Genomic DNA, 22,549 nt, shown 5'->3' with positions numbered 1-22,549 from the left:
ATGACATGAGAAAATATCTAATATCGACCGTGGCGGCATCGGCGCTTGCGCTGGTGCTTGGCATGACAAGCGTACGTGCCGAAGACGCCGTCGATCCGAATGCCAAGCAGGGCGGCGCGATCACCATCACCTACAAGGACGACGTCGCCACGCTCGATCCGGCCATCGGCTATGACTGGCAGAACTGGTCGATGATCAAGAGCCTGTTCAACGGGCTGATGGACTACGAGCCGGGCACCACCAACCTGCGGCCCGACCTTGCCGAGAGCTACGAGATTGCGCCCGACGGCAAGACCTTCACCTTCAAGCTGCGCCACGGAGTGAAGTTCCACAATGGCCGCGAGATGACCGCCGACGACGTGAAATATTCGCTCGACCGGGTCACCAATCCAAAGACACAGAGCCCGGGTGCCGGCTTCTTCGGCTCGATCAAAGGCTATGACAACGTCGCTGCCGGCAAGGCGGAGAGCCTGGCGGGCATAACCGTCGTCGATCCCTACACGATCAAGTTCGAGCTGACCCGGCCCGACGCCACCTTCCTGCATGTCATGGCGATCAACTTCTCGCATGTGGTGCCGAAGGAAGAAGTCGAAAAATACGGCGCAGACTTCGGCAAACATCCGGTCGGAACCGGCGCCTTCAAGCTCGCCGAATGGACGCTCGGCCAGCGCGTCGTATTCGAGCGCAACCCGGATTACTGGCACGAGGGTCTGCCGCATCTCGACAAGATCACCTTTGAGATCGGCCAGGAGCCGATCGTGGCGCTGCTGCGGCTCCAGAAAGGCGAGATCGACGTTCCCGGCGACGGCATTCCGCCGGCGAAATTCCAGGAGGTGATGGCCGATCCCGAGCAGAAGGCCCGTGTTGTCGAGGGCGGCCAGTTACACACCGGCTATATCACCATGAATACCACCATGGCGCCCTTCGACAACGTGAAGGTGCGGCAGGCGGTCAACATGGCGATCAACAAGGACCGCATCGTCCAGCTGATCAACAACCGTGCGGTGCCGGCCAATCAGCCGTTGCCGCCGTCGATGCCTGGCTATGACAAGGAATTCAAGGGCTATCCCTATGACGTGGCCAAGGCCAAGGCCTTGCTTGCCGAGGCCGGGCATCTCGACGGATTTGACACGCAGCTGTTTGCCATGAACACCGATCCCAACCCGCGCATCGCGCAGGCCATTCAGCAGGATCTGGCGGCGGTCGGCATCAAGGCCAGCATCCAGTCGCTCGCGCAGGCCAACGTCATCGCCGCCGGCGGCGACAAGGCCGGTGCGCCGATGATCTGGTCCGGCGGCATGGCCTGGATCGCCGACTTCCCCGATCCGTCGAACTTCTACGGCCCGATCCTCGGCTGTGCTGGTGCCGTCCCGGGCGGCTGGAACTGGTCGTGGTATTGCAACAAGGCGCTCGACGCCAAGGCGGCCGAAGCCGACTCCATCGTCGACCCGGCCAGGGCTGGCGAACGCGCCAAGATGTGGAGCGAGATCTACGGCAAGATCATGGAAGACGCGCCCTGGGCACCGGTCTTCAACGAGCAGCGTTTCACCATGAAATCAACCCGCATGGGTGGCGCCGACAACCTCTATGTCGACCCGGTCCACATCCCGATCAACTACGACAATGTGTATGTGACCGATGTGCAATAACTGCGACTACACCATCCACGGGCGCCACCATCATTTCGGCTGGGACAATTCCTTTGTCCCGGCCGAACGGGTGGCGCCAGGGGCGACGATCGAGTTCCAGTGCTTGGACTCGTCCGGCGGGCAGCTGACGATGGAGAGCACCATCGACGACGTTGCTTTGCTCGACTTTGCCAAGGTGAACCCGGTCACTGGGCCAATCTATGTCGACGGGGCAGAACCGGGCGATGCCCTGAAAATCACCATCGAGGCGTTCAAGCCATCAGGCTTCGGTTGGACGGCGAACATCCCGGGATTCGGTCTGCTGGCGAATGACTTCTCCCAACCGGCACTGAATATCTGGAAGTACGACGCCGCCTCGCTCGAACCGGCGCTGTTCGGCAAGAGCGGCCGGGTGCCGCTCAAGCCCTTCGCCGGCACCATCGGCAATGCCCCGGCTGAGCCGGGTCTGCATTCGGTGGTTCCGCCGCGGCGCGTGGGCGGCAACCTGGATATCCGCGATCTCGCCGCCGGCACGGTGCTCTACCTGCCCGTAGAGGTCGCGGGCGCGTTGTTCTCGGTCGGCGACACGCACGCCGCGCAAGGCGATGGCGAGGTCTGCGGCACGGCGATCGAGAGCCCCATGAACGCCGTGCTGACGCTCGATCTGGTCAAGGATGCCCGGCTGCGGACGCCGCGTTTCACAACGCCCGGTCCGGTGTCGCGGCATCTCGACGCCAAGGGCTACGAGGTGACAACCGGTATCGGGCCGGATCTGATGGACGGCGCCAGGAGTGCCGTTTCCCAGATGATCGACCTGCTCTCCGGCCGCTACGGCATGGATCCGGTAGATGCCTATATGCTCGTCTCGGTTTGCGGTGACCTGCGCATCAGCGAGATCGTCGACATGCCCAACTGGGTGGTTTCGTTCTACTTCCCCCGCTGCGTCTTTGAATGAAGGTGGAGGACATCAAACGATCCAGGCAGGCCGCCGCGGAGAGTGGCTCTCTCAGGCCGGTACTCAGCGTCTCAGGCCTGAGCGTCGCCGTGCGCGGCGAGGAGGGCGAGCGCGACGTCGTTTCCGACCTGACATTCGGCCTGACGCGCGGCGAAACGCTTTGCATCGCCGGCGAGTCCGGTTCCGGCAAGTCGATGACGGCGCTGGCCATCATGGGCTTGCTGCCGCAGCCGGCGGCACGCATCGGATCAGGCTCCATCCGGCTCGGCGATCAGGACCTCGCGGCTCTCAGCGAGAGCGGCATGCGCCGCATCCGCGGCGACCGTATTGCCATGATCTTTCAGGAACCGATGACATCGCTCAATCCGGTGCTGTCCATCGGCCGTCAGCTCACGGAGGCGATCGATGCACACACCTCGATGTCGCGCTCCAACTCGCGGCTGAGGGCGCTCGAGGCGCTGAAGGCAGTCCGAATTCCGGATGCCGAACGGCGGCTCGAGCACTATCCGCACGAACTCTCAGGCGGCATGCGCCAGCGCGTGATGATTGCCATGGCTCTGGCCCTGAACCCGGACGTGCTGATCGCCGATGAGCCGACGACCGCCCTCGATGTCACGGTTCAGGGTGAGGTGCTGGAACTGCTGCGCGACCTGCAGCGCGAGCACGGCACCAGTGTTATCCTGATCACGCACGACATGGGCGTCGTCGCCGAGATGGCGGACCGCGTCATCATCATGCGTGACGGACGGATGGTCGAGCAGGGCAGCGCGGCTGACATCTTCAATCGCCCGCAGGCCGACTATACACGCGAGCTTCTGGCCGCCGTGCCGCGCATTGGCGGCGGACGGACCGTCGAAGAACGACAAGACGCCGCCAACATGCCGGCCGAGCTTGTATCTGTCAGCGATCTTCACGTCCGCTTCGACCTGCACGGCGGCTTCTTCGGCCGCGTTGACCGCAGGGTGCACGCGGTCGAAGGCGTCAGTTTCTCGATCGCGCCGCACGAAACCCTGTCGCTGGTCGGCGAATCGGGCTGCGGCAAGTCGACGACGGCCAAGGCGATCGCCGGGCTGGTGCCCTACACCGGCAGTTTTTAATCGGCGGCCAGGACTTGTCGGCGCTCAGCCGCAAGGAGCGCAAGGCTGTCCGCCGCAATGTGCAGATGATCTTTCAGGATCCCTTCGCGTCCCTCGATCCGCGCATGCGGGTCGGCGATCTCGTCGCCGAGCCTCTGCTGATCCACGGCCTCGGCGACAGAGAGCAACGGCATGCCCAGATCGCCGCCCTGTTCGAACGCGTCGGCCTCTCGGCTGACCAGATGGAGCGCTATCCCCACGAATTCTCCGGCGGGCAGCGCCAGCGAATCTGCATTGCGCGGGCGCTGGCGCTGCGACCAAAGCTGATCATTGCCGACGAGAGCGTCTCTGCTCTCGACGTGTCGGTGCAGGCGCGCGTGTTAAGATTGCTGAAGGAGCTGCAGCGCGAATTCGGCGTCGCATATCTCTTCATCTCGCACGACATGGCGGTGGTCGAGAACATCTCCGATCGCGTGGCGGTAATGTATCTGGGGCAGATCGTCGAGATGGGCACCCGCGACCAGATCTTCTCCAACCCGCGCCATCCTTACACAAAGCGGCTGATCGAAGCCGTTCCGGTTCCCGATCCAGGCCGGCGCCGCGCCCGGTTCGCCCGTTTGGACAGCGAAATTCCAAGCGCTGTGCGGCGCATCGGTGACGAGCCCCGGAAACTCAAGCTCGAAGATGTTGGCGACGGCCACCTCGTCGCCACTTGATCGAGCTTAGGCTGCCTCGTGCAGCCAACCCCGCAGAGGCTCGGGGACAGCTGCATATGTGATGTTCGAGCGGAGGAAAATGATCGGCGATGGCGCTGCCGCGGCAGCGCCGTTCGGCGATGCCGAGTTGGCAACATCACCCGTTTACACCTGACATGTTAGCGTGCTAACGCTACATCCACATTGATTTCAACGGAGATCGTATTGGCTTCCCGCTTTGGTCTTTCGGTTGCCCTGACCACACCCTTCGACCCGTCGGGGCAGATAGCGCTCGCGCCGATAATCGCGCATGCCCGAGCCTGCCTTGGCGCCGGCTGCAGCAGCGCGACGCTGTTCGGCACCACCGGCGAAGGAGCCTCGGTCGGCACCGACGAGCGACGGATCGTCACCGAGGCCATGCTGGCGGCCGGTATTCCGCCACATCAGCTCGTCGCCGCAGTGCTGGTCGATGCAGCCGAAGATGCCGCCGATCAGGCCCGGCACGCTTTGCAGCGCGGCGTTCGCAACATTCTGCTCGCTCCGCCGAGCTACTTCAAGAATGTCGGCGAGGACGGGCTGTTCGGATGGTTTTCCGCCGTCTTCGCCGCACTCGGTCCGCTGGCGCGCGACGTGCTGCTCTATAACATCCCCTCAGTCACCATGGTGCCGCTCCCGCTTGGGCTGATCGGCCGGCTGCGCGCCGCCTTTCCCGCTGTGGTGGCCGGGGTGAAGGATTCCGGCGGGGACTGGAGCTACAGTGAGGCGCTGCTTGAGGCGCACGGCGATCTGGTGATCCTCATCGGCGACGAACGGCATCTCGCGAGAAGCGTGCGCCGCGGCGGACAGGGCGCGATTTCCGGCATGGCTAATTTTGTTACCGGCGAAATCCGGGCAATGGTCGAAAACGGGGGCGACGACCCACGCGTCGAAGACTTCGTGCTCGAATTGCTCAAATACCCGGTCACGCCGGCGGTGAAGGTCATGGTCGCGCGCAAGACCGGCGACGAGCGCTGGCTGGCGGTCCGCCCGCCCCTGGAGCCGATCGATCCGCAGGGACAGCGGCAGCTTGCCGCTGCCTTCGACAGGCTGTTTGCGACAGAGGCAGCCTGACCGACAAGGCCGGGCTGACCGACAAGGAAGCGAGCTGAAGTGGAAGACGGCAGCGAACCGATCACTCTCCGGGAGAAGGCCTATGCCAGCTTCACGCGGCATTTGCTGGCCCGCGATCTGCGGCCGGGGCAGTTCGTGTCACAGCGCGAACTGGTCGCTTTCACCGGGCTGCCGCTGGGTGCCATTCGCGAGATCGTCCCGCGTCTCGAGGCCGAGGGACTGCTGACCACCATCCCGCAGCGCGGCATGCAGATCGCGCATATCGATATCAATCTGATCCGCGAGGCGTTTCAGTTTCGGTTGTTCATGGAACGCGAGGCAGTGGCGCTATTCACGACCAGCGCTTCTGATGCCGAACTTGCCCGCATGCGGCGCGAACATGAAGAGATGCTGGCCCAAGCTCTCGGGCAGGCACCGACGCCGGAAATGGAAGCCAAGGCCCAGAACATCGACTGGGCGATGCACGACACCTTCATCAATGCGCTCGGCAACGAGATTATCGCCAAGGCCTATCTGGTCAACTCGGTGAAAATCCGGCTGATCCACCAGGAGCGTTTCCGCATCGACGGTCGTGTGGTGCCGGTGATGCGCGAACATTTGGCGGTCATCGAAGCCATGGAGAGCCGCAATCCGCAAAGAGCGGTTGAAGCGATCAGTCTGCATATCGACAATGCGCGCCGGCTGGCGCTCCAGATCTGAGGAAATATAGCCGCGCCGCGGTTTGCGGCGCATCCACAACGACAGCAACCGGGAGGAAGAAATGTCGTCCAATCTGTTCAACCCAACCAGGAGGCAACTCCTTGCCGGAACCGCGGCGCTAACCGCTGCCGGCCTTGTGGGGCTTCGCCCCGGCTTTGCCGCAGGCGTTGACTGGAAACGCTTTGCCGGGACGACGCTTGACGTCAATCTGGTGAAAAGCCCGCGCAGCGACACCATCCTGAAATATCTCGCCGAGTTCGAGGAACTGACCGGCATCAAGGTCAATGCCGAGGCAACGCCCGAGCAGCAGCAGCGCCAGAAGACGGTGATCGAGTTGAGCTCGGGCAAGCCGAGCTTCGACGTCGTGCATCTGAGCTACCACGTGCAGAAGCGCCAGTTCGAGAAGGGTGGCTGGCTGGCCGACATCGCCGGCTATCTCGCCGATCCGTCGCTCACCGACCCGGCGCTGGTCGAAAGCGACTTCGCCGAAGCCGGCATGCTGTTTGCCAAGGACGGCCAGGGCGTGCTGCGCTCGCTACCGTTCTCGGTGGACTACTGGATCCTGTATTGGAACAAGGAGCTGTTCGAGGCCAAGGCCATCAAATACCCAGAGACCTTCGAGCAACTTGTGGCAGCCGCCGAAGCGCTGACCGACCACTCGACCAATACATACGGCTTCGTCGCCCGCGGGCTCAAGAACGCAAACACGCCGGTGTGGACGTCGCTGATGCTCGGCTACGACATGACGCCGCTAGATGACAAGGGCAAGCTGCGCACCGAGGCTCCCGAGGCGATCGAGGCTGCCGCGCTCTATCAAAGATTGATGACCAAGTCCGCCCCTCCGGGCGTTACCGGGTTCAACTGGGCCGAAGCACAGTCGGCCTTCCTGCAGGGCAAGATCGGCATGTGGCTCGACGGCGTGGGTTTTGCCCCGCCGATGGAAAATCCGGAAAAATCGAGGGTGGTCGGCAAGGTCGGTTACGGCGTGATGCCCAAGGGTCCCAAGGCGCATGCCTCGGGCACCTTCGGCGACGGGATTGGCGTTACCGCCGCCAGCGAGAAGAAGGAGGCTGCCTATCTGTTCTGCCAGTGGGCGGTATCGCCAACCATGGGCGCGCGGCTGTTGCAGGCCGGCGCCGGTGTTCCGTTCCGCAAATCCGTGCTGGAGGATCCCAAGGTGCGTGAAGGCGTCACCATGCCGGCAAGCTGGCTTGATGCCGTGGTCGGCTCGGGCAATATCAGTCGGCTGGCACTGCCGGTCATCATCCCGGTCACGGAATTCCGCGACATCTATGGCGTGGCGCTGACCAACATGATTGCCGGCGCCGATCCCGCCGCGGAGCTGAAGAAGGCCACCGAACAGTTCCAGCCGGTTCTCGACAGGAGCGAGCAGGGCTGATGTCGGCCACCACCCCAGAACAGACCGGGGTGACGATGCCGGTTATCGACGGGAGCCAGACGATCCGGCTGGCTCCCAACTACTGGCCATTCGTCGTCCCCGCACTCGTCGTCGTCGGCGCCGTCATCGTTTTCCCCTGGGCTTTCACCCTGTGGATGAGCGTCAATCGCTGGACGCTCGGCCAGTCGCGGAGTTTTGCCGGGATGGAAAACTATCTCCGCCTGGCCAGCGACCCACGTTTCTGGGAATCCCTTGTTCATACGTTGACCTACACCTTCCTCTCGGTTGCAGCGCCGATGCTGCTGGGCACCCTGGCCGCCCTGATCTTCGATGCCAGGTTTCCGCTGCGCGGCTTGCTGCGCGGCGTCTTCGTCATGCCGATGATGGCGACACCCGTTGCCGTCGCACTGGTTTGGACAATGATGTTCCATCCTCAGCTTGGCGTGCTCAACTACCTGCTGTCGCTGGTCGGCATCCCGGCCCAGGAATGGATATTCAACGCCAACACGGTCATCCCGTCGCTGGTTGCGGTCGAGACCTGGCAGTGGACGCCGCTCGTCATGCTGATCGTGCTTGGCGGGCTGGCCTCGGTGCCGCGCGAGCCCTTCGAAAGCGCCGAGATCGACGGCGCCAATGCCTGGCAGCAATTCCGCTATCTCACTCTGCCGATGATCGCGCCGTTCCTGATGATCGCGGTCATCATCCGCACCATCGATGCGCTGAAGAGCTTCGACATCATCTACGCGATGACCCAGGGCGGGCCGGGTACGGCGTCGGAGACCATCAACATCTATCTCTACAACACCGCCTTCTCCTACTACGATATCGGCTACGGCTCGGCCATGGCCGTGGTGTTCTTCATTGTCATCGTGGCCCTGTCGTTTGTCCTGCTGATGCTGCGCCAACGCTCGCAGTGGATCGATACGGAGGGCAAATAGATGAGTTCACGGCTGCTCAACCAGATCGGTCTGTTTTTCGCTGCCCTGGTTTTCGTCTCGCCGGCGATCCTGTTCTTCCTCTGGATGATCTCGCTGTCGCTGAAATTCGAGATCGACAACGGTGCCTATCCGCCGATCCTGATCCCCGAACGCTTCGCCTGGTCGAACTATGTAAAGGTGTTCGAGGAGAACAATTTCCTGCTCTATCTCTGGAATTCGGTTCTGGTGACCGGTACGGCGACCTTGCTGGCGCTGCTGATCGGCGTACCGGCCGGCTATGGCATCGCACGGCTCAAGGCTGAACGATCGGCGGTCGTCATCATGATCGCCCGCATGACACCTGGGCTATCCTATCTCATCCCGCTGTTTCTGCTGTTCCAATGGATCGGGATACTCGGCACGCTGTGGCCGCAGATCATCATCCATCTGGTGGTGACGGTGCCGATCGTGGTGTGGGTGATGATCGGCTATTTCGAGACCACGCCGATGGAACTGGAGGAGGCGGCCAACATCGACGGCGCCAGCTCCTGGCAGGTTTTCCGGCTGGTTGCCCTGCCCATCGCCAAGCCAGGCATCGTCGTCGCCTTCATCCTGTCCGTGATCTTCTCGTGGAACAATTTCGTCTTCGGCGTCGTGCTCGCCAGCCGTGAGACGCGCACACTGCCGGTCGCCGTCTACAACATGCTGTCCTACGAGCAGGTCAGCTGGGGGCCGCTCGCCGCGGCGGCGCTGGTGGTGACGTTGCCAGTGCTGATCCTGACCATGTTCGCGCAAAGGCAGATCGTCGCGGGGCTGACCGCCGGCGCCGTCAAGGGCGGCTGAGGGCGCGTCCTGACATCACTCTTTTCCAGGAAAGATCCAATGGCATCGGTAACAATCAGCAACGTGCAGAAGGCCTTCGGGGCCACCAAGATCATTCACGACGTCAGCGTCGACATCGCCGACGGCGAATTCGTCATCCTGGTCGGCCCGTCGGGATGCGGAAAATCGACGCTGCTGCGCATGATCGCGGGCCTTGAAACGATCTCCGGCGGAAAGATCGCCATCGGCGAACGTATGGTCAACAATCTGCGCGCGCGGGACCGGAACATCGCCATGGTGTTCCAGAATTATGCGCTCTATCCGCATATGACCGTTGCCGACAACATGGGCTTTGCCCTCAAGATCAAGAAAGCCGACCCGGCCGACACCGCTGGCCGGGTCCGGAAGGCAGCCGGCATCCTCGGCCTGGAAAAGCTGCTTGACCGCTATCCGCGCCAGCTTTCGGGCGGCCAGCGCCAGCGCGTCGCCATGGGCCGCGCGATCGTACGTGACCCACAGGTCTTTCTGTTCGACGAGCCGCTCTCCAACCTCGATGCCAAGTTGCGCGTCCAGATGCGCGGCGAGATCAAGGCCCTGCACCAGCGGCTGGGTACCACGACGATCTATGTCACGCACGACCAGATCGAGGCCATGACGATGGCCGACAAGATCGTCGTGCTGCATGACGGCCTGGTCGAGCAGATCGGCGCGCCGCTGGACCTCTACGACCATCCGGCCAACCTCTTCGTTGCCGGTTTCATCGGCTCGCCCGCCATGAACTTCATTGCCGGCCGCATCGAGGAGGGCGTGTTCCGCAGCGCAGGCGGGTTGGTCCTGCCGTTGCCGGAAGGCGCCCAGCCCGCGGATGCCGCAGGACGCGAACTCGTCTACGGCATTCGACCGGAACATATCCGGGCGACGGGGCAAGGCGTGCCGGGCACGATCACGCTTCTCGAGGCGACAGGCTCGGAAATCTTCGCCAGGGTCGACTGCTCCGGTGAAGAAATTTCCTGCCTTTTCCGAGAAAGGCTTGCGCTCAGGCAGGGCGAAGGGGTGGGGATCGAGATCGACCGCGCATGTGCGCATCTGTTCGACGCAGCAACCGGTCGGCGCATCTGACCCAATGGTCTGGTGAATGCGTGGTCGGCCTTAGGTCGGCAACGCGAATTCATCGGCGACCTCGATGGCGCGGCCTTCGCTGGCCGATCTCTGGGCGGGCGAGACCCATGACGACGGCCCACCAGCCGTCTTGCAAGGTCACTTCCACTTTGCCTTGTTCGCGCACCGCAGCGGTGAAGCGGGCGTGCTCGAAATAGTCGAACCGCTATGGTCGCCTGCCTCGAGCAGCCGGGGGTCGACGGGAATCTCCAGCAGGCGTGGTCCAGGCGGATTGCGCGGACTGACGATCAACTGGGGCACTGGCGCAGGGCCAAGCTGGGTCGGCCAGAAACGGCCTGGTCCGGGAACCAGACATTCGATCTTTCCGTCGCCGCCGACAGCGCAGAGTTGCTCCTGGTAGCGGCTGCCCTCGGCAAACATGCAGAGTTTCCAGCATGGCGCGCGCGCCGCGAGGGCGCTCTCTGCGATCATTGCTGCCACAGGATGATCCGGAAACGCTTCAAAGTGAATTTTCTCGTGGGCGGTCTTCGGCACTACGGAGATCCGCGCCGGAGGTTCGCGCGCCTGAATCCGGCTGACTGACAATACGACCTGTGCTGAGGTTCAGTACGAACTACCGATCAGGGCAGATGGGATGTTCGTCCGCGTGATAGCGGCGAGGCGTGAAATCCGCGATCGTTCTGCAGTTCTGCTTTGCTGCAGAGCCGCAGCTCGACGGAGACGTTCTCGTGAACCTGTACTGCGCACCGTGCGTTTGCAGCCTTGCCGAACATCTCGCTCTTCGGGAGGCGGATACCTCCTTCGATAGCGAGCGCATCGACCGGGTGTCGAGGCAATCATGAGCCGAGCCCGCAAGATCGCAATCGCCATCGTCGCCCTTATGGTGATTCCAATGGCAGCTATTTGGAGCTGGCAATGGTTCACGCGGGGCCGGTTCGAGGAAACGACCGATAACGCCTATCTCCGCGGAGACATTACCAGCATCGCGCCGAAGCTCGCCGGTTACGTCGTCGAAGTCGACATAGACGACAATGCCAGTGTGTCAAAGGGTGCTGTCCTGTTTCGCATCGACGACAGCGACTACAAGGCCAAGGCCGAGCAGGCGAAAGCCAACGTCGCCGCCCGGCAGGCGGAAATCGCCAACATCAAGGCGACCCGTGAACTGCAGGACGCATTGATCGCGCAGGCTGAGGCGCAGAAGCAATCTGCCGCAGCCGACCTGCAATTCGCCCGCGCCAACCTGAACCGCTACGTCACGCTGCAGAAGAACGGGACCGCAAGCGATCAGAAGCTGCAGGATGCGCAGGCCGGCCATGACAAGGCAAAGGCATCGCTGGACGGTGCAGAGGCCAATCTGCTGGCTCAAAAATTGAAGCTCGGTGTCCTGGATGCACAGTTGTCCGGTGCGCAGGCAGCCCTGTCCCAGGCACAGGCAGCGCTCGACCTGGCAATGCTCGACCTGGCCAACACCGTCGTGAGGGCCCCGGTCGGCGGCATCGTCGGTAATCGCCAGATCCGTGTCGGCCGCTATGTCACCCCAGGGACAGCAGCCTTGGACATCGTTCCGGTTAACGATGTCTGGATCGTTGCCAACTTCAAGGAAACACAGCTGAAGCAGGTTGAGATCGGCCAACGGGTTCGCGTCATGGTTGATGAATATCCAGATCTGCAAATCGACGGCCTTGTCGACAGCTTCGCTCCCGGTAGCGGCGCGGCATTCAGCCTGCTGCCGCCGGACAACGCCACCGGAAACTTCATCCGCGTCGTCCAACGTGTGCCGGTCAAGATCAGGATGACGCGCAATCCGTTGCCCGGCCGCCTGGTTCCGGGACTCTCGGCTCGTGTTGCCATCACCGTCGGCACCAGGGATGCTCCGGCTGTAGCGCAGGAAATGCAGACAGGCGGGATTGCGGACGGGCGCTCAGCACAATGATGCACCTCGCCGAAACGGCGGCTGTGCAGCGCCATCCCGGTACATTGCGCGCTTGCTTGATAGCAACCGGCGTCGTGCTGGCCGCCTTCATGGACGCGGTCGCATCCACTGCACTGTCCATCGGCCGGATCGACATGCTCGGCGACACCTACGCAACGTTGGACGAACTGGCGATGATCGACGTTGTTTTCATCGCGGCCAAGCTGACGGCGTTCCTTGTCGCTCCGCTACTTGTGACGGCAGCCAGGCCGACCGCCTGCCTGCGCGCGGCGGTTGTCGCCCTTCTGCTGGCATCCGCGGCCTTGACGTTGTCAGTGGACCTCACCTGGATTTGCATCTGCCGCATTGTCCAAGGGCTGGCTGGCGGCACAGTTCTCGTCGCCGGCCAGACACTGCTGTTCTTTCGGTTCCCGCACCGGCATCAGCCGGTCGTTCAGGCGGTTTTTGCCGTAGGCGCCGTCATGGCTCCGACGACCGTCACGCCAGCCCTGCAGGGCTGGCTTGTCGACCATCTGACCTGGGAGTGGATATTCCTGAGCATCATTCCGCTCGGCATCGTCTCCCTTGTCCTGTTGGCGGCGGACGGCGATCGGACCTTTTGGCGGAAAACCAGGTTTCCTGCCGTCAGGATATTGTTGCTCGGCATCAGCGCCGCGCTTTTGACCTACGTCCTGCTGCAAGGCAGCAGGTTCAACTGGTTCGACGACACCGACATCACCTGCCTTGCCGCAACCGGTATGACGGCTGCCGGCCTCCTGGCCGTCTGGGAGACCCGCTTTCGTTCAGAAGGCTCACTGCTGGCCATCTCGCCCCTTGGCAATCCGGACTTTCGCTTTGGCCTTCTCGTCAGCTTCGTCGCCGGCTCTGCCCTTTCAGGCAGCGCCTATCTTATTCCGGCTTTTGCCCTCAACGTGCTCGATTTTACCGCGACGGGCGCAGGAGTGCTTCTGCTGCCCAGCGGAGCCATGCTCGCGCTTGGACTTCTGTTGTCCGGCTTCGTCATCCAAAGGACCGGGATGCGCCCGATCACGCTTGCGCCATTTGGCATTCTGCTCTTCGCAGGTGCCATGTGGCTGCTGTCCGCTTCGACGAGCGGTAGCGGATCACCGGACCTGACCCTTGCTCTGCTGCTGCGAGGATTCGGCCTCGGCCTTCTGTTCGTGGCACTGACGCTGGTTACGCTGCAGGGCCTTGCCGCCAATGCGTTGCCGTTTGGCATCGGGCTGTTCAACTTCGGCAAGCAGGTGGGCGGTCTGACCGGCACAGCCCTCTTGCAAACGTATATTGATCACCAGAATGTCCACAACCGGACGATACTGGCGTCCCACCTCGTCAATGGCGATCCAGCCGTAGACCAGCGCTTGAGAGCAACTGCGAACGCTCTGGCGAACAGTGTCGACAGCACTACGGCGACAAAGACCGCCCTGCCGCTGCTGCAGCGCGCGCTTGAGAAGCAGGTCGCCACGATCTCGTTCGACGAAGCTTTCTTCGCGCTCGTCCTGCTGTTCGCGGTCGCTGCGCCCTGTCTCATTGTCGCCAAACAATTGCTCGGCCGCCAAGCCGCTCCGCAGAACTAAAACCGCGTCCACGCCCTATACTTTGGAGCAGATGTGTTGGTCGGGAGAGGCTTCCAGATTATCTCATGAGCCGTGTTAACCGGACGAGACAGGGATGACGAATGCAGAGGTTTTTCCGGTTTCACTCTGCAGCCGACGAAGAGGCAGCCGAGCGTCTTACCTGTCCGGCTCGTATTCCCAGTGGTAGGTGTTGATGCATCGATCCGCGTCGCTCCTCGCGCGAGGCCATCGTTAGGGCCCCCGTAGCGGCGATAACTCCGCGCAATGCATGGATTTCCATGAGATGCAGCCGAGGCATGGCGGAACTAGATTTAGGCGGTGAGTTCGCCTGTCCAGATATTGAAAACAAGTGCTATATCAAGCGCTGACCGTCCCCAGGCTTTTTTGTCCGACAGGAGAAGCCAATGACAGCAGCGTCCAACTCACTTGGCGAAATCGACCCCGAAGCAACGCTTGCGCTGCAAATCATTGAGAGCATGCCCGGCCACGCGTGGGCAGCCGATGCCGCCGGAAGATTCACCTATGTCAGCCCAAACACCCTGGCGTTCCTCGGCAACACGCATGAGGGTCTCAACACTTCCGAAGACAACGACGAGTTCGGCTGGCGTCGAGCCGTCCATCCCGACGATTATGATCCTGTAGCCGCCAGATGGCGGCATTGCCTCGAAACCGGCGATCCCTATGATACCGAGCATCGCCTGCGGCGCGCCGATGGCGTCTATCGCTGGTTTCGAAGCTCAGGACGACCATTTCGCGATAGCCAGGGGCGCATCGTTCAATGGTACGGCACGACAATAGACATTGAGGACCAGAAGCGGGCCGAGTCAGCATTGCGCGACCGGGAGCGGGAACTCTCGCAGCTCGTGGATATGGTCCCGAGTCATATCTGGCGGCTCGATCCCGATGGCGAGCCGATCTTCTTCAATGGGCGCATGGTCGACTTTCTCGGCCTCGATGTAGCGGATCTGGACCGACCGGGCATGAGCCGGCTGGCGGCGATGATACAGGCCGCCGTTCATCCGGACGACGCAGCAGCATTCGGCGATGCACTTCGTGGTTGCTTCGCTACCGGTGCGAGCTTCGCCATGCGCTATCGCCTGCGCCGTGCCGATGGCGTCTATCGCTGGATGTCGAGCCGGGCGGAGCCGATGCGCGATGGCGCTGGCCGCATCGTCCAGTGGTACGGCCTCTGTCACGACATAGACGATCAGATGCACGCCGAAGCGGCGTTGCGGCAGAGCGAGCAGCAACTTCAGCACATGATCGACGCCGTGCCGGTCCGCATCTGGAGTGTGATGCCGACCGGCGGGCCGGTCTACTTCAACAAGCGATACCAGGACCATTTCCGCTCCGTTATCGCGAACTTTGACGCGCTCGGCGAGCCGGGAATCGAAACGTTGCTGTACGAGGTGATTCATCCCGAAGATGCTCCCGAGGTGCAGCGCACGTTGCTGCGGTGTTTCGAAACTGGCGGCGGCTCCGCGATGCGGTTTCGCTGGCGCGAAAAAGACGGCACCTATCGCTGGGCTGAGTGCAGGGTCGAGCCGCGACGCGATGACGACGGAACGGTCGTGCAGTGGTACGGGGTTTCTCTCGACATCGACGATGAGGTGCGCGCGCAGGCGGCGTTGCGCAAAAGTGAGCGGCGCCTTCAGCAGCTGATCGACACCGTGCCCGCTTTGATCTGGAGTACGACACGGGAAGGGACGCCTTCCTACGTCAACAAACGGTTCACCGATGTAACCGGGGCCACGCTCCACGACATCACCGCCCCGGACGGCTCGCCGTCGCTGAGCGTGATCCATCCAGACGATATCGACACCGCACGGCAGGCGATCCGCCATTCATTCGCAACGGGCGTGCCTTACGTTCAGAGATATCGCCAGAGGCGGGCCGACGGCGGCTATCGCTGGACCGAGACTCGCGCCGAGCCGCTGCGCGACGAAGATGACAGCATTCTCCAATGGTACGGCGTGAGCGTCGACATCCATGACCTGGTGACCACGCAAGCCGCATTGCACGACCGGGAACGAGAGCTCTCGCAACTCGTCAACATGGTTCCTAGCTACCTCTGGCGGCTATCTCCCAACGGTGAGCCGACCTTCTTCAACAAGCGCCTGATAGATTTTCTCGGCCTGGACATAGCGGACGCGGAAAAGCCGGACACGAGCCTGCTGGCGGCCTTCATTGCCACCGTCGTCCATCCCGACGATGCAGCCAGCCTGAAGGAAGCACTCGACAGCTGCTTTGCCACCGGCGAGCGCTTCTTCATGAAGTATCGCCTGCGCCGTGCCGATGGCGTTTATCGTTGGATGGAGGGCCGCGCGGAGCCGCTGCGGGACCAGGGTGGACGCATCGTCCAATGGTACGGCCTTACGCACGACATCGACGATCAGCTGCGCGTCGAAGAGGCGCTGCGCGAGAGAGAACGGGCTCTCTGGCAGCTCGTTGAAACACTGCCGGCAATGATCGATTGCGCCGCGCCGGATGGCGAACCGATATATCGCAGCCAGCAGCTCCGCGAATTCCTCGGATACAATCTTGAGGAATTGGACGAAGCGGGAAAGTCCCGGCTGGCTGGCACACTCGACGCCGGTGTTCATCCCGACGACCTGACAGGTGTCAAAGAGAGATATGCCGATTGTCTGTCCACAGGCGAGCCGTATGCGCGACGGCACCGTCTGCGGCGCTTCGATGGTGAATATCGCTGGGTCGAGACGCGCGCCGCGCCGATGCGCAACGCTGAAGGCGCCATAGTGCAGTGGAACGTTATCTGCCTCGACATCGAAAATGAGGTGCGGACACAAGAGGAGCTTCGGCTGGCACAAGAGAGACTTGCGCGTGCGAGCCAGGCGGCGAGCCTTGCCGAACTCTCCGCATCCATCGCTCATGAGGTGAACCAGCCGCTGGCCGCCATCGTCGCCAACTCCAACGCATGCCACCGTTGGCTGTCCGCCGAGCCCCCGAACGTCGAGCGCGCGAAGATCACGGCCGAGCGTATCATCCGCGATGCCAACTCGGCGGCGGATGTCGTCAGCCGCATCCGTGCCTTGTTCAGACCTTCGCTTGAAATGAGAACCAGCACGCCGATCCCCAGCGTCGTTGCCGAAGCACGTGACCTTATGGCCGAGGAAGCCATGCGGCGTCGCGTTCGCATGGACATCGACGTCGAAAGCAACCTTCCGCTCGTTGCGTTCGATCGCGTCCAGATCCAGCAGGTCCTGGTCAACCTCATTCGCAACGGCATGGAGGCGATGGACACCACGGCGGGCGACAAGGTTCTTGCAATGCGCGTGCGCCGGATAGAGGACACGATCCAGACCGAGGTCCGCGACCGAGGCCCGGGTCTCGAACGTCCCAACAAGATATTCGAGCCGTTCTTTACAACGAAAGGGAACGGAATGGGCATGGGGCTCGCGATCTCCCGTTCGATCATCGAGTCTCACGGCGGACGCCTTTGGGCGGAGAATAGCATGCCGCGTGGGGCGACATTCATCTTCACCCTCCCGGTTGAAGCGAAAGCTGCGCAATAACTGGCGGCGCTCAGTAAGCGCTTGGTTTTTGGCTCTCGGTGAAGGGGCGCCGCCGCCCCGTGCAATGCATGGATTTCCATGAGGTGCGGTTGGGGCGTGGCGGGATTAGGGTGGCGACGTGAGTCCGTCAGCCCAGTCCAGCTATCAAGAGCAAGTGCTACACGAAGCGCCGACAATCTCCAGAGTTTGTTTGTCCGTTAGGGGCACCCGATGACGATAGCGCCCAACTCACTTGGCGAGACCGATTCCAGCGCAACGCTCGCGTTAGCGCATGACTTGAACCGATCCGGACCGGGAAGTGGCCGACCTTTCGCGACGAATGAACCGGGCCTGATTCGCGGCAACATGATCAGCGATCTTGGAAGAGGCAGGTTGTCGCGCGTCTGGTCGCACCGTCCCCAATTCCTGCATCTGGGGCTTTTTATTACGGCCTATGTCCTGGGCTGCGGCTTCGCCCAGTCGCTCGCAATCATACCTGGAACAGGGATTTCCATTTGGCCTCCGAGCGGGCTTTTCATCGCTACTCTTGTCTTCGCCTCCAGGTATAGCTGGCCGTGGTGGGTGCTGGGGGCCTGTGTGGCAGAACTGTTCAGCAACTTCTTGTGGTTCCACACTCCGCTGCCCGCAGCCTTCCTGATCTTTGCCGGCAACGCTCTTGAAGCGGTATCCGGCGCATGGCTTGTGAACCAGACCTGCAAGCGCCCAGTTCGGCTGGAAACGTTGCGGGACGTTCTCGCATTCGTCGTACTGGCCGCTGGAATTGCGCCAGTTGCAAGCGCAACGGTGGGAAGTGCGGCGCTTGCTTGGTTTGGCATACAATCGCAAACCTTTGTGACGGCTTGGCCGCTGTGGTGGATCGGAGACGCGACGGGAGTCCTGATCGTAGCGCCACTGGCGCTGGTCGTGTTCCAGAACTGGCGCGGCAAAGCGCAGCTCTCGGCAGCGCGATGGATGGAAGCTTGCGTCCTGGGGCTGATCTTTCTTGGTATCGCCGCCCTTTCCTTGAGCGGCTATCTGCCCTTCGCCTACATCATCATGCCGCCTCTTCTTTGGGCCGCGGTGCGTTTTGAGTTCAGAGGCGCCGCCGTAGCATTGACCGTCCTCGCTCTGATCACGGCGGTATTCACGATATCCGGCGCCAGCCAATTTGCCGGCGATCCCGAGTCCCAGAAGCACAACCAGATCATGCTGCAGCTTTTTCTGGCCATCTCTGCATTTTCGGCGCTCGTCGTGGCCGCCATTTCCAGGCAGCATCAGGCGGCGGTGCTCACTTTGCGCCAAAGTGTGGAGACCTTGCGGGAGCGGGAGCGAGAACTCTCGTTGCTGGTCGAAATGATCCCCGCTCACATCGCCCGCATGGCGCCCAACGGCGAACCAACCTTCTTCAGCAAGCGCACGACAGACTATATCGGCCTCAACGACATCGCGGACTGGGACGAGCCGGGCACGAGCCGCCTGGCGACCTTGGTCGCGGCAGCCGTCCATCCCGACGATGGACCCAGGATGAGAGAATGGCTCAGCCGCTCGCTCGCCACCGGCGAACCCTATCCCATAAGGTATCGCCTGCGTCGCGCGGACGGCGTGTACCGCTGGAGGGAGGGCCGCGCCGAGCCGCTGCGGAACCAGAGTGGGACGATCGTGCAATGGTACACGGCCAGCATCGACATCGACGATGAGGTGCGCGCGCAGGAGGCATTGCGCGACCGGGAGCGGGAGCTCTCACAGCTTGTCGACATGGTTCCGAGCCACGTTTGGCGCCTGACGCCGGACGGCGAGCCGACCTTTTTCAACAAGCGAATGGTCGACTTTCTCGGCCTTGACGTAACGGATTTGGACAAACAGGGCATCAGCCGGCTGGCGGCGATGATAGCGGCCATCGTCCATCCGGACGACGCAGCAGCATTCGGCGATACGCTCAGTCACTGCCTCGCCACCGGTGAGCGCTTCTCCATGAGGTATCGCTTGCGCCGCGCCGATGGCATCTATCACTGGATGTCGAGCCGGGCGGAGCCGATGCGCGATCACGCTGGCCTGATCGCGCAGTGGTACGGCCTCTGTCACGACATAGACGATCAGATGCAAGCCGAAGAGGCCCTGCGGCGGAGCGAATTGCAGCTTCAGCAGATGATCGACGCTGTGCCGGTCCGCATTTGGAGCGCGGTGCCGACCGGCGGGCCGGTCTACTTCAACAAGCGATACCAGGACCATTTCCGCGCCGCCATCGCCAATTTCGAAACACTCGGAGAGCCGCGCATCGAGGAATTGCTGCAAGAACTGGTTCATCCCGAAGATGCTCCCGAGGTGCTGCGCACGTTGCTGAGCTGTTTCGAAACAGGCGGCGGTTCCGCGATGCGGTTTCGCTGGCGCGAAACAGATGGCTATCGCTGGGCGGAGTGCAGGGTGGAGCCGCGGCGTGATGAAGACGGGGCGGTTGTGCAATGGTACGGGGTTTCCCTCGACATCGACGAAGAGGTGCGCGCCCAGGAAGCGCTGCGACAAGCCTCCGACAAACTCGCGCAAGCCACTCAGGCTGCAAGTCTCGCCGAGCTTTCCGCTTCGATCGCGCACGAGGTGAATCAGCCGCTGGCCGCGATCGTCGCCAATTCCCATGCATGCCACCGTTGGCTGTCCGGCGCCCCTCCGAACGTCGAACGCGCGAAGATTACGGCCGAGCGCATAATCCGGGACGCCAATTCGGCGGCGGACGTCGTCGGCCGCATCCGCGCGCTGTTCAAGCAATCCACCGAGACGAGGACCAATGCGACGCTCAGCAGTGTCATCACAGAGGCACGCGACCTCGTGGCCGAGGAAGCGATGCGGCGGGGCGTTCGCACCAGCGTTGATGTCGGAAGCGACAGTCCGCTAGTCGCGTTCGATCGCGTCCAAATCCAGCAGGTTCTGGTCAATCTCATCCGCAACGGCATGGAGGCGATGGACTCTGGTGCGGATGACGGAGTTATCAGCATCCGCGTGCGCCATATCGGGGATGTTGTCCAGACCGAAGTCAGAGATCGCGGCCGGGGCATCGAGTTTCCCGACCGGATATTCGAACCGTTCTTTACCACGAAAGAGCAAGGGATGGGCATGGGACTAGCGATCTGCCGTTCGATCATCGAGTCGCACAGCGGGCGTTTATGGGTCGAGAAGAACGAACCACGTGGAGCGACGTTTATCTTCACGTTGCCGATTGAAGCGAAAGCGGCGTCATGACGACGGACGGCCAAATTGTCTTCATCGTAGATGACGATGAACGCATTCGGGAGGCGCTCAGCGAGCTGCTGGCTGCACACGGCATGTGTGCCGTAGCGTTCGGATCGGCGGGCGATTATATCCGCGCTGACAAGCCGGACGTCCCTGCCTGCCTCATCCTCGATATCGAGTTGCCGGATATTAACGGCCTCGATCTGCAGCGGCAGATTGCCGAGGGCGATCATCCACCGATCGTTTTCCTGACGGGACATGGCGATATCCCGTCCTCGGTGCGTGCGATCAAGCACGGCGCCGTGGATTTCCTGACTAAGCCCTTCAGCGATGCAGACCTCATGGCCGCAATCCATGCGGCGATTGCCCAGGATCGGGTACAGCGATCGGAGCGCGCCGAGCTGGGCGTGTTGAAGCAACGTTATCTCGAGCTGACGCCGCGCGAACGTGAGGTGCTGCCGCTGGTGGTCAGCGGTCTGCTCAACAAGCAGGCGGCCGCTGAACTGGGGATCAGCGAAGTTACGCTGGAAATTCATAGAAGGAACGTCATGCAGAAGATGGTCGCGGCGTCGCTCGCCGACCTCGTTCGCATCGCCGAGCGATTGGGAATACCGATCACGCACTCGCGCCGGGCAGGGGGGAACTGAGGGTGAGCAAGCGGAGGCCTGTCGTGGCGATTGTCGACGATGACCCAAGGCTGCTCGAGTCGCTGGAGGACCTTCTGGAGTCCGCCGGCTATGTGGCCCGCAGCTTCTCGTCGGCAGGGTCGTTACTGGTCAGCGGCCTGTCTGGATTGGACATGCTTATCACCGACATCGGGATGCCCGGCATGGACGGCTTTGAACTTCGCGACTTGGTCAAGAAGGCGCGTCCGGATCTGCCTGTGTTCCTGATCACCGGCCGCCACGAGATAGTGGATCAGCACCGCGCCAAGGGCATTGGCAGGCTTTTCCGCAAGCCGTTCGATGGCCAGGCACTGCTTGCGGCGATCGGCGACGCTTTGCGCAACCCAGAAACGGAGGCTAAACATGAGAGTTGACCAATTGCCCTTACCGAGATCGACGCCGTCATCACAGCAGCGAAGGGCTGAAGCCGAGCAGCCGCTGGTCATTATTGTCGATGATGATGCCTCTGTTCGGGAGGCGCTGTCTGAATTGATCCTGTCGGCGGGTTTCCTGCCGGTGTGCTTTACCTCAACCCGTGAATTGCTTGACGCCGACGTGTTGGAGAGCCCCGGCTGCTTGATCCTCGACGTGCGCATGCCAGGGACGAGCGGTCTCGATCTGCAGCACCATCTTGCGAAAAACGGCAACCCCAAACCCATCATCTTCCTGACCGGGCATGGCGACATCCCGATGACTGTCCAGGCGATGAAGGCCGGCGCGGTGGACTTTCTCACCAAACCGGTGCGGGATCAGACGCTGCTTGACGCTGTGATCGCCGGCATTGCGGTGGATGCCATGCGGCGGGCGGATGCCGTGATCGTCAAGCGCAACATCGAGCGCGTCGAGACGCTGACGCCGCGCGAGCGCGAGGTCCTGCGTGAAGTGGCGCGCGGGCGCCTCAACAAGCAGATCGCCTTCGACCTCGGCATCAGTGAAGTGACGGTCAAGCTTCACCGCGGCAATGTCATGCGCAAGATGGAAGCCGCTTCCATCGGTGAGCTGATCCGGGCGTGGGAAACGCTGCCCGCGCCGATGCGCGAGGTCTAGAATTTGGCACAAGCCGATCCATGCCCCATCCAATAGGATCGCCCGGCGCGCCGGGCCATTTCAGGTGCTTTCTCAGCGCGCCCAGGCCTTCCTGCCTGTTGATACGCTCGTCCTGCTGCGGGTGATCCTGATGTACATCGGTGGTCCTGTTTGGTGTTTCGCGGCAAGGCCCG

16 protein-coding genes and 1 pseudogene are annotated in these 22,549 nt (G+C 62.3%); 16 read left to right on the top strand and 1 reads right to left on the bottom strand.

The genetic code is table 11. From position 1 onward, the window contains the following. The first annotated feature begins 5 nt into the window (after window positions 1–5). From NKI39_RS03510 to NKI39_RS03470, 9 genes and pseudogenes are all read left to right on the top strand, one after another. Window positions 6–1,649 (top strand): ABC transporter substrate-binding protein, encoded by a 1,644-nt coding sequence (locus NKI39_RS03510; protein WP_352830692.1) that lies wholly within the window; start codon window positions 6–8, stop codon window positions 1,647–1,649. Further along, window positions 1,639–2,583 carry an acetamidase/formamidase family protein gene (locus NKI39_RS03505; protein WP_352470628.1) on the top strand — a complete coding sequence of 315 codons (945 nt, stop codon included), beginning with the start codon at window positions 1,639–1,641 and terminating at the stop codon, window positions 2,581–2,583. The genes NKI39_RS03510 and NKI39_RS03505 overlap by 11 nt, the downstream gene beginning before the upstream one ends. Next, a pseudogene (locus tag NKI39_RS03500) lies at window positions 2,580–4,375 on the top strand (ABC transporter ATP-binding protein). The gene NKI39_RS03505 and the pseudogene NKI39_RS03500 overlap by 4 nt, the downstream one beginning before the upstream one ends. 204 nt (window positions 4,376–4,579) lie before the next feature. Next, window positions 4,580–5,464 carry a dihydrodipicolinate synthase family protein gene (locus tag NKI39_RS03495; protein ID WP_352830691.1) on the top strand — a complete coding sequence of 295 codons (885 nt, stop codon included), beginning with the start codon at window positions 4,580–4,582 and terminating at the stop codon, window positions 5,462–5,464. 39 nt (window positions 5,465–5,503) lie between these two features. Continuing rightward, window positions 5,504–6,163, top strand: coding sequence for a GntR family transcriptional regulator (locus NKI39_RS03490; protein ID WP_352470625.1), 660 nt, complete (start codon window positions 5,504–5,506; stop codon window positions 6,161–6,163). Between the two features lie 61 nt (window positions 6,164–6,224). Further along, a complete protein-coding gene (locus NKI39_RS03485; protein WP_352830689.1) occupies window positions 6,225–7,562 on the top strand; it encodes an extracellular solute-binding protein in 1,338 nt (445 codons plus the stop codon). Between the two features lie 35 nt (window positions 7,563–7,597). After that, window positions 7,598–8,500: a carbohydrate ABC transporter permease gene (locus NKI39_RS03480; RefSeq protein ID WP_245274609.1), complete on the top strand. Its 903-nt coding sequence runs from the start codon at window positions 7,598–7,600 to the stop codon at window positions 8,498–8,500. Further along, entirely contained in the window at window positions 8,501–9,322 is an 822-nt protein-coding gene (locus tag NKI39_RS03475) for a carbohydrate ABC transporter permease (RefSeq protein WP_023674179.1), read from the top strand. It abuts the gene before it with no gap. A 39-nt stretch (window positions 9,323–9,361) separates the two neighbouring features. Then, window positions 9,362–10,420, top strand: coding sequence for an ABC transporter ATP-binding protein (locus NKI39_RS03470; RefSeq protein ID WP_352612450.1), 1,059 nt, complete (start codon window positions 9,362–9,364; stop codon window positions 10,418–10,420). Between the two features lie 138 nt (window positions 10,421–10,558). Here the strand turns inward: NKI39_RS03470 and NKI39_RS03465 are convergent, their stop codons facing one another. After that, window positions 10,559–10,954 carry a hypothetical protein gene (locus NKI39_RS03465; RefSeq protein ID WP_352830687.1) on the bottom strand — a complete coding sequence of 132 codons (396 nt, stop codon included), beginning with the start codon at window positions 10,952–10,954 and terminating at the stop codon, window positions 10,559–10,561. A gap of 304 nt (window positions 10,955–11,258) precedes the next feature. Here NKI39_RS03465 and NKI39_RS03460 point away from each other — a divergent pair, with 304 nt between their 5' ends. The 7 genes from NKI39_RS03460 to NKI39_RS03430 all read left to right on the top strand — a co-directional run bounded on the left by NKI39_RS03460 (window position 11,259) and on the right by NKI39_RS03430 (window position 22,376). Beyond that, complete coding sequence (locus tag NKI39_RS03460; RefSeq protein ID WP_352470621.1) at window positions 11,259–12,353, top strand: HlyD family secretion protein; 1,095 nt, start codon at window positions 11,259–11,261, stop codon at window positions 12,351–12,353. Then, on the top strand, window positions 12,350–13,930 hold the full coding sequence (locus tag NKI39_RS03455; RefSeq protein WP_352830685.1) for an MFS transporter: 1,581 nt from the start codon (window positions 12,350–12,352) through the stop codon (window positions 13,928–13,930). The genes NKI39_RS03460 and NKI39_RS03455 overlap by 4 nt, the downstream gene beginning before the upstream one ends. 404 nt (window positions 13,931–14,334) lie before the next feature. Next, window positions 14,335–17,463 carry a PAS domain-containing protein gene (locus NKI39_RS03450; RefSeq protein WP_352830684.1) on the top strand — a complete coding sequence of 1,043 codons (3,129 nt, stop codon included), beginning with the start codon at window positions 14,335–14,337 and terminating at the stop codon, window positions 17,461–17,463. Between the two features lie 372 nt (window positions 17,464–17,835). Beyond that, window positions 17,836–20,673, top strand: coding sequence for a sensor histidine kinase (locus NKI39_RS03445; RefSeq protein ID WP_352830922.1), 2,838 nt, complete (start codon window positions 17,836–17,838; stop codon window positions 20,671–20,673). Then, entirely contained in the window at window positions 20,670–21,311 is a 642-nt protein-coding gene (locus tag NKI39_RS03440) for a response regulator transcription factor (protein WP_352470618.1), read from the top strand. Before NKI39_RS03445 ends, NKI39_RS03440 begins: the two co-directional genes overlap by 4 nt. Before the next feature lie 2 nt (window positions 21,312–21,313). Then, window positions 21,314–21,703 carry a response regulator gene (locus tag NKI39_RS03435; RefSeq protein ID WP_352470617.1) on the top strand — a complete coding sequence of 130 codons (390 nt, stop codon included), beginning with the start codon at window positions 21,314–21,316 and terminating at the stop codon, window positions 21,701–21,703. Then, entirely contained in the window at window positions 21,693–22,376 is a 684-nt protein-coding gene (locus NKI39_RS03430; protein WP_352830920.1) for a response regulator transcription factor, read from the top strand. Before NKI39_RS03435 ends, NKI39_RS03430 begins: the two co-directional genes overlap by 11 nt. The last annotated feature ends 173 nt before the right edge of the window (window positions 22,377–22,549 follow it).

The sequence above is a fragment of the Mesorhizobium sp. M0664 genome, assembly GCF_040320565.1.
Classification (GTDB): Bacteria; Pseudomonadota; Alphaproteobacteria; order Rhizobiales; family Rhizobiaceae; genus Mesorhizobium.
This window is presented reverse-complemented; position numbering and strand designations above follow the sequence as displayed.